Here is an 11,287-nt window from a genome sequence, read left to right as displayed (position 1 = left end):
TGTTGTAAAACAAATGCACGTTTTACAACCGAACCTTGATATCGTTTTAATTGATGAAACACTTTCTTTACTTCCAAAACCATTTCATCATTTAGAATTTATAAAGGGTTGCCCCCATCATGATCAAACTTTATTAAAAGCTAACATTACAACGGCTCACACTATATTAATAACAGCTGATAAAGAAAAAAATGAAAGCTTAGCAGATACACAATCCATTTTAAATATTTTAACTGCAAAAGGGCTCAATCCAAACATTCACTGTATCGCTGAACTTCTTACTTCTGAACAAATACAAAATGCAACGAGAGCTGGTGTATCAGAAATTATAGAAGGAAATAAATTAACGAGCTATGTATTTACCGCTTCTCTTTTATTCCCTTCCATTTCAGGCGTACTATTTTCACTTTACGATGAAATCTCTGATAACAAATTACAACTGATGGAGCTTTTTCCGTCCTGCACCGGACAAACTTTTGCAAATTGCAGCTATACTCTTTTAAAGCAAAACATCCTCTTACTAGGTATAAAGCGTGACGAACAATATATAATTAATCCAGTCCATTCCTTTCTTCTCATTGAAAGCGACATACTCATTGTTATTCACCATTAAGAAAATGTTTTTCTAGTTCCTGTATGAGCACTTTTCCAATATTGATATATTTTCTTTTCACATCTCCATCTGGATCTTTCGGTTCAGCAAATTGATCCATACCACTTGTTCCAGCAGTTAAAGTATTCACATGATCATCTAGTTCGTTTTGATATACGTGCGAAAGAATATAAGGCGTTTCAAGACGGACTATTACGCCCGACACATCTAGTTCTCCATTCACCGCTGTAAATGGCACTCGTAAAAATTGATAGCCATCTTCTTCATCGATTTTGTAATCAAAGCATCCTTTATCATAATCCCAATTGCCACCAATACTATATCCAAGTGGCTTCATTATCTCTTCTAACTTATATAACGCATAGGTACGTCCTTCTAAATTTGATTGAATCGGAATCAAGCCCATCCCTCCTAGACTTTTTCTTTAGCATACCCACTCTAGTTTGAATATACTGATGGATTTTTCGTTGAAATAATAAAAAGCGACCGGATTCCGGTCGCTTTTTATTATTTTAAACGCTCTTCTAATTCTGCTTTTAACTCTTCAAATCCTGGTTTACCAAGTAAAGCAAACATGTTTTTCTTGTATGCTTCTACTCCTGGTTGGTCAAATGGATTTACGCCTAATAAGTAGCCGCTCATCGCACATGCTTTTTCGAAGAAGTATACAAGGTAACCGAATGTGTACTCATTTAATTCAGGGATATTTACGATTAAGTTTGGTACTCCACCATCGCTATGTGCAAGTAATGTACCTTCGTATGCTTTTGTGTTTACGAAGTCTACAGTTTCACCAGCAAGGTAGTTTAATCCATCTAAATCGTTGTCTTCTAATTCGATTTTTAGTTCATGTGTAGATTTACCTACTTTTAGAACTGTTTCAAATAAGTCACGACGACCTTCTTGAACGTATTGACCTAATGAGTGTAAGTCAGTTGAGAAGTTTGCTGAAGATGGGAAAATACCTTTTTGATCTTTTCCTTCACTTTCACCAAATAACTGTTTCCACCACTCAGCGAAGTATTGAAGTGCTGGCTCATAGTTAACAAGCATTTCAATTGTTTTTCCTTTATTGTATAAAGCGTTACGAACTACTGCATATTGGTAAGCTGGGTTTTCTTCTAGCTCTGATGTTCCGAAGTCATCATGACCAGCAGCTGCACCTTTCATCATCTCTTCAATATTTAAGCCGCTTACTGCGATTGGTAATAAACCAACTGGCGTTAATACAGAGAAACGTCCTCCAACATCATCCGGAATAACGAATGTTTCGTAACCTTCGTTATCAGCTAATGTTTTTAATGCACCACGCGCTTTATCTGTAGTTGCATAAATACGTTTGCGAGCTTCTTCTTTTCCATACTTTTCTTCTAATAACTTACGGAAAATACGGAATGCTAGTGCCGGCTCTGTTGTTGTACCTGATTTGGAAATAACGTTAATAGAGAAGTCTTTACCTTCTAATACGTCCATTAAATCTTTCATGTAAGTGGAGCTAATGTTTTGTCCAACAAATAGCACTTGTGGAGTTTTACGTTGTTCTTTAGAAAGCGTGTTGTAGAAAGAATGGTTTAACATTTCGATTGCTGCACGTGCTCCTAGATAAGAACCACCGATACCTACAACAAGTAAAATGTCAGAGTCATTTTTAATTTTTTCTGCGCATTTTTGAATGCGAGTAAATTCTTCTTTGTCATATTGAAGCGGAAGGTCTACCCACCCAAGGAAATCGTTCCCAGCTCCAGTTTTTTCGTGGATTGCGTGATGTGTTACTTTCACTGCATCACGTAAATAAGTGATTTCATGTTCACTGATGAAGGATAACGCTTTGGAATAGTCGAACGTTACATGTGTACTCATCTTTTTCCCTCCAATTATGGATATGTATTTCTGTATTCACTTTAGCGAAACTGAAGTTGTAAATCAAGCGATTCAACCATTGTAAACGTAACCAAAATATATTTTTTAGAAAAAGTTCATTTTTTGCATAAAAATTCGCATTTTTCGGTATAGATGTATATACATCTCCTTTCAAACATTTTTTATGTATAAAAACAACATAACTGCACCATTCTATAAAAGAGTTAATTAACTCATCGCTTGCTTACGCTTCACAATTAAGGGGGGCTTTTTCATGAGTACTCTGCAACGTATCGCATTAGTCTTTACTGTAATTGGCGCTGTGAACTGGGGACTAATCGGGTTCTTCCAGTTTGACTTAGTGGCAGCCATTTTCGGTGGACAAAACTCAGCTCTTGCACGCATTATTTACGGCATCGTTGGTATTTCTGGGCTTATCAATCTCGGTTTACTCTTTAAACCATCAGAAAATCTTGGCACTCACCCAGAAACGAACGAAATTCGCTAGTCAGTATGTCTTTACTTCACCTCCGACATACGAATATGATTGCATGCAATCATATTTGCAAATATATATCATAAGATAAAGTAAAAGAGGAACGCTCATATGCGCTCCTCTTTTACTTTGTTAACTCGGACTCTTCAATCCATTCTGTTAGCTTTTCTCGCAGCGTATTAAATCCGTTCTCAGATGGATTCGGTATAAGAATCCGTCCTTGTTTTCTTTTCGCCGCTTTTAACGATAAACTCATTTTTCTGTGTTCTTCATCAATTGAAAGTACCTTTACTTCTACTGTATCGCCGACTTTTAAAAAGTCATGAATATCCTTTACATATCCATTTGTAATTTCAGATATATGCACAAGTCCTTGTGTTTCTGCATCTAACGCTACAAATGCACCGTAATCTTGAATCCCAGTCACTTTCCCTGTTACAACCACTCCTGTTGTATATTGTTCTGACATATGAAACACTCCCATACGTTTACCATTTTCTCTACAATTGTAGATAGCAAAGCAGATGATTTATTGTTAAATATCCGATTGGTTAGTACGTATCCTAAGTAAAGCTACTCAGGATACGCATACCTTATATTAGTAAATTATACCACTATGACAGAACTCATTCAAAATTAACGAAAAATTTCCTGTAGTATGTATAATTCTCCAATATTGGGATAGAATACTAACACATGGCTTTCTAGTATTCCCCCCCTTTTATGGACAAAACGTATTGTGTTTTGTCCTTTTTTTATTTTCTACGAACCGTTCCATTCTCTTCATTGCTTCCATCAGTTGTTCAAGCGATGTTGCATACGAGCAACGAATAAATCCTTCACCACTTTCGCCAAATACACTTCCAGGTACAACAGCCACTTTTTCTTCTAACAATAACTGTTCTGCAAATTCTACCGAAGATAGTCCAGTTGAAGAAATAGAAGGAAAGACATAAAATGCTCCGCCCGGAACATGACATGTTAATCCTATTTCATTGAAAGATGTCGCCATAAAATTACGGCGTTTCTTATAGCTATCTCTCATCCGAATTACTTCATCATTCCCCGCGCGTAACGCTTCAAGTGCTGCGAACTGAGACATCGTCGGTGCACACATCATGGAATATTGATGGATTTTGAGCATTAATTCTGAAAAATGAACAGGAGCTGCAATCATACCGAGGCGCCATCCTGTCATCGCAAATCCTTTTGAAAATCCTGAAATTAAAATCGTATGCTCGCGCATATTTTTAATACTCGCGAAACTTGTATATATTTCGTCGTATACAAGCTCTGCGTAAATTTCATCAGATAATACAATTAAATTGTACTTCTCAACAATCACTGCTATCTCTTCAAGTTCGGATTTATTTAACATTGCACCTGTTGGGTTATTTGGTGAACAAAGCAAAATTGCCTTTGTTTTTGCTGTAATAGCTGCTTCAATTTGTTCTGATTGTACTTTAAACTCGTTTTCTAAAGTAGTTGCCACAGGAACTGGAACTCCTCCAGCCAATGTCACAAGTGGTGCATACGAAACGAAACTTGGTTCAATAATGAGTACTTCATCATCAGGATTTATAATGGCGCGCATCGCTACATCTAACGCCTGACTCGCTCCAACTGTAACAATGATTTCTTCATTTGGATCATAAGATACTGCAAATTGTTTTTTTAGATACTTTGCTATTTCTTGACGGAGCTCCAATAATCCTGCATTTGCTGTATATGACGTATATCCTTGTTCTAAAGAACGGATACATGCTTGCCTTACATTCCAAGGTGTAACAAAGTCAGGCTCTCCTACTCCAAGAGAAATAACACCTTTCATATTCGCTGCTAAATCGAAAAACTTTCGAATACCAGATGGTTGTAAAGATTCTGCCGCTCTAGATAGTTCAAATTGCTTCATGGTGTCACCACAATTCGCTTATCATCATCGTTTTTTTCATAAATAATTCCCTCATGTTTATACTTCTTCAAAATGAAATGCGTTGTTGTAGAAACGACAGATTCAATTGTTGCTAATTTCTCTGAAACAAACATCGCTACTTCGCCCATCGTCTTTCCTTCTAATGTAATAGAAAGATCATATGTCCCTGACATTAAATACACAGATTTCACTTCTGAATAACGATAAATTTGCTCAGCAACCGCATCGAATCCAACGCCGTGCTTTGGCGTAACTTTCACATCGATCATCGCCGTTAAACCTGTATGTTCTTTCACCTTCGTCCAATCGATATGTGTTACATAATCCACAATAATCTTTTCCGCTTCTAATTTTCCAACCATTTTCTTTACTTCTTCTACTTCTATATTTAACAGCTTCGCTAATGTATCTACAGATAATCGACTACTTTTTTCAAGACAAGCTAATAATTCTAATTCTTTTTCTGTCACCATATAAATCATCCTTCCTTTTCGTTTGTGTCTAAATTATACAAATACCCTTTCCAGTTTGAAAAGAAGATTTTTTTAGTGAATTATGTCAAAATAAAGTGAAACTTTAATCAGCGGAATGCTTCACCCCGCTGATTATTAGCCCGCACCAATCGGGCTTTTACGGACAGTTGCTTTCCCACCTAAGCTGCTTTTTGAGCTGGGAGGCTTACTGTCCGTTAAAGCGGGGTAAAGTGAAACTTTAATCAGTGGAAAAATGCGTGATAAAGCGAAAGGGGATGGAACCGTGAAACCAAAAGTTTATATTGCTGAACCAGTTCCAACATTTGTAGAAAACTATTTATCAGAACACTGTGATTATGAAAAATGGGAGCAAAATGAGAAGGTACCTCGTGATGTTCTATTGGAAAAAATACAAGATAAAGATGGTTTATTAAATTTTGGATCTGCTATTAATGAAGAATTATTGAAGGCGGCTCCTAACTTAAAAATAGTGAGCAACATTTCTGTCGGTTACGATAATTTTGATTTACAAGTGATGGAAAAGCGAAATGTAATCGGAACGAATACACCATACGTACTAGATGATACAGTAGCTGACCTTGTTTTCGCTCTTATGCTATCTGCTGGTCGCCGTGTTTGCGAACTCGACTCCTACGTAAAAAATGGTGAATGGAATGCCGAAATTGGAAAAGAGCACTTCGGACTGGATGTACACCATAGTACAATCGGTATTATCGGAATGGGACGAATTGGTGAAGCTGTCGCAAAACGAGCGAAATTCGGATTTGATATGAATGTTCTGTATTATAACCGTCGCCGTAAAGAAGAAGCTGAACAAAAATTCGATGCTACATATTGTGATTTACAGACGCTACTCAAACAGTCTGACTTTATTGTTCTTCTTACTCCATTAACAGATGAAACGTATCATCTTATCGGAAAAAAGGAATTTTCATTAATGAAAGAAACAGCAATCTTTATTAATGCTTCTCGCGGGAAAACAGTAGATGAAGAAGCGTTAATCCATGCGTTAACCGAAAAGAAAATCTTTGCAGCAGGCATCGATACGTTTACACAAGAGCCGGTTCAAAAGGATAATCCGCTCTTATCACTACAAAATGTCGTGACTTTACCACACATCGGATCTGCAACATTAAAAACTAGGCAGCAAATGGCTATGACAGCTGCTGAAAATTTAGTTGCAGGGTTACAAGGAAAAACACCGCCTAATATTGTTCGCGGGTAATGATTAATAAGCGAAAGGCAAGATGACATCGTCATCTTGCCTTTTTTTGTTAACATATTTTTTTCTTACCTGGAAATGATATGAACAAAAATCAATGGAGTGACAAAAAATGAATCACGAATATACTTGTCCTTATTTCACTTTTTCCACTCGCGGCACTACTATTCATTATGAATTGTATGAACATGACAACAAAACGGAACGTCCTACTTTCGTACTCGTTCACGGCTTTTTATCTTCCTCATTCAGTTACCGCCGCCTCATTCCTTTACTATCGAAAGCAGGTACAGTAATTGCTCTTGATTTACCGCCCTTCGGAAAAAGTGATAAGTCTCATCTTTTTAAGTATTCTTATCACAATTTAGCAACGGTTATTATCGATTTAATTGAACATTTATCTCTCTCAAATATTGTGTTAGTTGGGCATTCTATGGGTGGACAAATTTCTCTCTATGTAAACCGTATACGCCCTGAATTAATCTCAAAGACGATTTTACTATGCAGCTCTAGCTATTTAGCACGTGCAACTTTGCCTTTACTGTACTCTTCTTATTTACCGTTCTTTCATTTATACGTAAAGAACTGGATTATCCGGCGCGGCATTGTTCATAACTTAATGAATGTCGTTCATGATCACTCATTAATTGACGATGAAATGAAGGAAGGTTACTCCGCTCCTTTTTATGACAACCGTATATTCCCCGCTTTAACTCGGATGATACGAGACCGTGAAGGTGACTTGCCTTCAACTGAATTACAAAAAATCGAAACACCTACGCTACTCATTTGGGGCGAAAAAGATCGCGTCGTCCCTGTACATGTAGGTCACCGTCTACACAAAGATTTACCGAATTCGAAGTTTATTTCTTACGAAAACACAGGACATTTACTACCTGAAGAAAAGCCTGAACATGTTTATGAAGAAATTATCGCTTTTTCTGCGCAATAATATATAAAAAAAGGCTGTCGGACATTCCGACAGCCTATAATGAACAACTTCCGCCTTCTTTTATTACAAGTAATTCCACAGCCAACTTCTCACATTTTTCAAGCGCAGGTACTTCCTCAAAAGACATAAAGTATATATGTTGAATCTTCTTTGCGATGTATTTTGAATCATCAAACACACTTACGACGTTCACAACATCGCTCGCTTCTGTTTCATAAAATTCCGGTCCCATTTGAAACGGATCCCAATTCTTCACAACCTCTATCATCTTTTCATATGTACCCATTCGCTTCCCGCCTTTTCACTTTTTAATACTTTTCTTTATCCTATCACATCAGCTATTCTATAAGAAGAGAGAGAACTTTCATAACTTAACGGTTTTACAGAAGAAGGGGGCAAACTTATGCAACTATTTCATAAAACAGTCAATCGACGTGGAACTCATAGTACAAAATGGGATACATATAAAAACGAAGAGCTTCTCCATGCCTGGATTGCTGATATGGATTTTGAAGTACCACAACCAATTCAAACTGCTTTAAAGAAACGTATCGAGCATCCTATTTTTGGCTATACACTTCCTCCCGAAAATATTGGTGATATTATTTGTAACTGGACAAAAAAACAGTACAACTGGGATATGCAAAAAGAATGGATTGTCTTTAGCCCGGGGATCGTTCCAGCTCTTAGTACGAGCATACAGGCCTTCACAAAAGAAAACGAATCCGTTCTCGTACAACCACCTATTTATCCCCCATTTTTCGAAATGGTCACAACCAACAATAGACAATTATGCGTAAGTCCATTACAGAAACAAAATGATACATATGCGATAGACTTTGAGCATTTAGAAAAGCAATTTCAACAAGGTGTCAAACTCATGCTTCTTTGTAGTCCGCACAATCCAATCGGACGTGTTTGGTCAAAAGAGGAACTCACACAACTTGGCGCGCTATGTACAACATATAATGTAATCGTTGTCGCAGATGAAATTCATTCCGATATTATTTATGCAGATCATACACATACACCGTTCGCTTCCTTATCAGATGAATTAGCAGAGCGCACAATTACTTGCATGGCTCCGAGTAAAACATTTAATATCGCTGGATTACAAGCATCGATTATTATCATTCCAAATGAAAAACTCCGTCAAGCCTTTACAGCTATCCAATATAGACAAGGCTTCCACGGATTAAATATATTCGCCTATACAGCGATGCAAAGTGCCTATACAGAATGTAACGATTGGCTAAATGAAATTCGATTATATATAGAAGATAACGCTCAATTCGCTTGTAAATATATTAAAGATCACATACCTACTCTTTCCGTAACGAAGCCAGAAGGTAGTTTTTTATTATGGATTGATTGCTCTCACCTACAGCTTTCTCAAAATGAGCGCACCACATTACTTGAGGAAAAAGGGAAAATCATCGTTGAGCCCGGTGAAAAATACGGATTAGGCGGCGAAGATCATATTCGAATTAACATCGGCTGTCCAAGATCTGTTTTAGAAGAAATTTTAAACAGACTGCGCCATACGTTTTCATGATAAGAAAGGAGGCTGCATCGCGGACAGCCTCCTTTCTCAATTCTTGTTGGTAAATTGATATATCCCAATAACCGCTGATATATTTTCAATTACGTTTCACAAAAAAAGCTACCATGCACGGTAGCTTTTACTTTTTCTTCATATCCGACGCTTTTTTTACCATGACACCACAAGCAATTCGATCGCCGGATTTACCTGTCGGTTGTGTCATGCCATCATCAGCATTTTCTGTAATAATAATAGACGCTCCATCTTTTCTATGAATCGTCGTTTTTCCTTCTCCCAGCGTTATATGTGGTGCATTGATTTCCGCTTTAATCTTTCCAGAACCGTCTGCAATTACGTTCGGTAAATCACCGTTTTCTGCACCCTTCGGATTAAGAAGTCCATGCTTTTTATCATCAGGATTAAAATGATTACCAGATGATTCAAAACGTGGTGCTTTACACTCACCAATTTCGTGTACATGTATGCCGTGCGGGCCAGGTGCGAACCCTTCCCCTTTAATCGTGATTTTCACTCCGCTTGTTTGCTGCACTACTTTCGCAGTCCCCACTTCATCGCCTGAAGCATTATGTAATTTCACGTCAATTTCTTTCGGCTTTCCTTGGTCACAACCTGCCATCAGAAATAATAAACAACAACTGAAAAAAAGCCGTTTTTTCATTCTATTCCCTCCAAAATATATTCTGCCCTTAGATTGTCCGAGCATGGAGGGAAACATACAAAAATGAGTTACTGTTTCTTTTCCGCTAAAAGTTTTTCTTCAACTTTCTGTAACCGCTCCGCTTCTCGTTTGGATACACGAATGAACATACGCCACGTAGCAACGGCACCAATAATAAATAGAACGCAAACAATCCCTGGAATAATATATTCTGTTTTATCTTCCGGAAAATATAAAGGCATCATATAAATAGAACACTCCTTATTAGAGGATTTATAAAACATCAGAATTTTCTGTTATATAATATGAAATTATAGTGGAACCTAGCCATATTCTCAAGGGGGCATTCCGAAAGCGAATGATTTCTTTGACTCCTTCGCGCACTTTCCTTACTATAAACTTGAGGTGAAAAATATGAGAGAAACATTTGAAATTGGTGAAATCGTTACTGGTATTTATAAAACTGGCAAATATATCGGCGAAGTTACAAATAGCCGTCCTGGCAGTTACGTCGTAAAAGTATTAGCTGTTTTAAAACATCCGGTACAAGGTGACTTACATAACGTAAAACAAGCTGACGTACCATTTTTCCATGAAAGACGTGCTTTAGCTTTCCGGGAACAGACGAATATTCCAGAGCAAATGGTGAAGAAATATGAAGGAGAAATTCCAGATTATACAGAGTCACTCAAATTAGCATTAGAAACTCAAATGAATTCATTTTCTGAAGATGATTCACCTTTTGCGGTTCGTAGTCTAGAAACATTAGAGCAGTTAAAAAAAGACTACAAACTTTAAAAAAACAAAACGACCAAATTACATACTGTGCAATTTGGTCGTTACTGTGTACTCACTTTCTTTAACACTTTTGAAAAATCAACGAGTTCCCCTAATGTTGGAGGTGCTGGTTTCACTAAATACTCTTTATCTTTTTCTACTAATTTAAAAATATTATACGTCGTCATCGCATCATCTAGCGCACAATGATGCTTTCCTGTTCCTGCTTTTCCATACGCCTCAATTGCTTTCCACAATCCTGTTTGATTTCTCTCCCCAAAAAACTTCTTATACTCAAGTGATAAGTCACGACACTGTCCTAAGAATGGAAAGTCTACTCCCGCCATTTCACAATTATGCTTCAACACTTTCATATCCATATTTCCCCACGTAACAATGGTCGGTTTACATCTCTTTTCATATTCTGCAAGCTTTTCAACGAGTTCTGGAAACGAAATTCCTTTATCTACGACTTCTTGTTTAATTCCTAAAAATTTCTTACATCGATCCGTTAAAGAAGGAAAAGTTTTCGGCCTAACATGAGCAGAATACGTGTCTTCTACCTTACAGCCAACAACCGAAACGAGTCCTACCTCAATAATTTCCGGGAAAAATCCTTTTGGTTTTTTTCTGTGTTGGGGCATCGTAAACTCAAAATCCAAAAATAAAAATTGTTGTTCATCCATACGATCCCTTCCTTATCATCTTTGTCATTCCT

Annotated in this window: 15 protein-coding genes (1 of these 15 cut by a window edge); 6 read left to right on the top strand and 9 right to left on the bottom strand. The window is 37.2% G+C overall.

Annotated elements, in window-relative coordinates; translation table 11 throughout:
• Window positions 1-613, top strand: the 3' portion of a protein-coding gene (locus ACUN28_RS04475) for a potassium channel family protein (RefSeq protein ID WP_016085758.1). The gene continues 383 nt to the left of window position 1, outside the view; only the last 613 of its 996 coding nucleotides appear in the window; the start codon falls outside the window, past its left edge; it ends in the stop codon at window positions 611-613.
• On the opposite strand, the gene ACUN28_RS04470 is transcribed toward ACUN28_RS04475, so the two are convergent.
• Together ACUN28_RS04470 and ACUN28_RS04465 are read right to left on the bottom strand one after the other, a co-directional pair.
• The gene (locus ACUN28_RS04470; protein ID WP_016085757.1) at window positions 600-1,013 is read right to left on the bottom strand and encodes a YugN-like family protein; all 414 of its coding nucleotides are present in this window, start codon (window positions 1,011-1,013) and stop codon (window positions 600-602) included. The two genes, ACUN28_RS04475 and ACUN28_RS04470, sit on opposite strands and share 14 nt — an antisense overlap.
• A 107-nt stretch (window positions 1,014-1,120) precedes the next feature.
• The gene (locus tag ACUN28_RS04465; RefSeq protein ID WP_016085756.1) at window positions 1,121-2,473 is read right to left on the bottom strand and encodes a glucose-6-phosphate isomerase; all 1,353 of its coding nucleotides are present in this window, start codon (window positions 2,471-2,473) and stop codon (window positions 1,121-1,123) included.
• Between the two features lie 274 nt (window positions 2,474-2,747).
• Between ACUN28_RS04465 and ACUN28_RS04460 the strand changes: the two genes are divergently transcribed.
• The gene (locus tag ACUN28_RS04460; protein WP_000105788.1) at window positions 2,748-2,981 is read left to right on the top strand and encodes a DUF378 domain-containing protein; all 234 of its coding nucleotides are present in this window, start codon (window positions 2,748-2,750) and stop codon (window positions 2,979-2,981) included.
• A 112-nt stretch (window positions 2,982-3,093) separates the two neighbouring features.
• Here the strand turns inward: ACUN28_RS04460 and yugI are convergent, their stop codons facing one another.
• The 3 genes from yugI to ACUN28_RS04445 all read right to left on the bottom strand — a co-directional run bounded on the left by yugI (window position 3,094) and on the right by ACUN28_RS04445 (window position 5,375).
• Window positions 3,094-3,438 (bottom strand): S1 domain-containing post-transcriptional regulator GSP13, encoded by a 345-nt coding sequence (yugI, locus tag ACUN28_RS04455; RefSeq protein ID WP_000003765.1) that lies wholly within the window; start codon window positions 3,436-3,438, stop codon window positions 3,094-3,096.
• Window positions 3,439-3,690: 252 nt separating this feature from the next.
• Complete coding sequence (locus ACUN28_RS04450; protein WP_016085755.1) at window positions 3,691-4,881, bottom strand: aminotransferase; 1,191 nt, start codon at window positions 4,879-4,881, stop codon at window positions 3,691-3,693.
• Complete coding sequence (locus ACUN28_RS04445; protein ID WP_000255702.1) at window positions 4,878-5,375, bottom strand: Lrp/AsnC family transcriptional regulator; 498 nt, start codon at window positions 5,373-5,375, stop codon at window positions 4,878-4,880. The genes ACUN28_RS04450 and ACUN28_RS04445 overlap by 4 nt, the downstream gene beginning before the upstream one ends.
• A 253-nt stretch (window positions 5,376-5,628) precedes the next feature.
• Here ACUN28_RS04445 and ACUN28_RS04440 point away from each other — a divergent pair, with 253 nt between their 5' ends.
• Together ACUN28_RS04440 and ACUN28_RS04435 are read left to right on the top strand one after the other, a co-directional pair.
• Window positions 5,629-6,621, top strand: a complete 993-nt coding sequence (locus ACUN28_RS04440; RefSeq protein ID WP_016085754.1) for a 2-hydroxyacid dehydrogenase — start codon at window positions 5,629-5,631, stop codon at window positions 6,619-6,621.
• A gap of 109 nt (window positions 6,622-6,730) precedes the next feature.
• Window positions 6,731-7,570, top strand: a complete 840-nt coding sequence (locus ACUN28_RS04435) for an alpha/beta fold hydrolase (RefSeq protein ID WP_016085753.1) — start codon at window positions 6,731-6,733, stop codon at window positions 7,568-7,570.
• A 34-nt stretch (window positions 7,571-7,604) separates the two neighbouring features.
• Here ACUN28_RS04435 and ACUN28_RS04430 read toward each other — a convergent pair whose 3' ends face one another.
• Complete coding sequence (locus tag ACUN28_RS04430) at window positions 7,605-7,856, bottom strand: YugE family protein (RefSeq protein WP_000537644.1); 252 nt, start codon at window positions 7,854-7,856, stop codon at window positions 7,605-7,607.
• A 117-nt stretch (window positions 7,857-7,973) separates the two neighbouring features.
• Between ACUN28_RS04430 and ACUN28_RS04425 the strand changes: the two genes are divergently transcribed.
• Window positions 7,974-9,125 (top strand): MalY/PatB family protein, encoded by a 1,152-nt coding sequence (locus ACUN28_RS04425; protein WP_016085752.1) that lies wholly within the window; start codon window positions 7,974-7,976, stop codon window positions 9,123-9,125.
• Window positions 9,126-9,252: 127 nt separating this feature from the next.
• Here ACUN28_RS04425 and sodC read toward each other — a convergent pair whose 3' ends face one another.
• Together sodC and ACUN28_RS04415 are read right to left on the bottom strand one after the other, a co-directional pair.
• Complete coding sequence (gene sodC, locus ACUN28_RS04420) at window positions 9,253-9,792, bottom strand: superoxide dismutase [Cu-Zn] (RefSeq protein ID WP_016085751.1); 540 nt, start codon at window positions 9,790-9,792, stop codon at window positions 9,253-9,255.
• Window positions 9,793-9,860: 68 nt separating this feature from the next.
• On the bottom strand, window positions 9,861-10,037 hold the full coding sequence (locus ACUN28_RS04415) for a hypothetical protein (RefSeq protein ID WP_000982763.1): 177 nt from the start codon (window positions 10,035-10,037) through the stop codon (window positions 9,861-9,863).
• 169 nt (window positions 10,038-10,206) lie between these two features.
• Here ACUN28_RS04415 and ACUN28_RS04410 point away from each other — a divergent pair, with 169 nt between their 5' ends.
• The gene (locus tag ACUN28_RS04410) at window positions 10,207-10,590 is read left to right on the top strand and encodes a kinase-associated lipoprotein B (protein ID WP_016085750.1); all 384 of its coding nucleotides are present in this window, start codon (window positions 10,207-10,209) and stop codon (window positions 10,588-10,590) included.
• Window positions 10,591-10,631: 41 nt separating this feature from the next.
• Here ACUN28_RS04410 and kapD read toward each other — a convergent pair whose 3' ends face one another.
• Complete coding sequence (gene kapD, locus ACUN28_RS04405) at window positions 10,632-11,255, bottom strand: 3'-5' exonuclease KapD (protein WP_016085749.1); 624 nt, start codon at window positions 11,253-11,255, stop codon at window positions 10,632-10,634.
• Window positions 11,256-11,287 lie beyond the last annotated feature (32 nt).

Source organism: Bacillus sp. WC2507 (genome assembly GCF_052656125.1).
The sequence above is the reverse complement of the archived record's forward strand: the minus strand, read 5'-3'. Positions and strand labels throughout refer to the sequence as shown.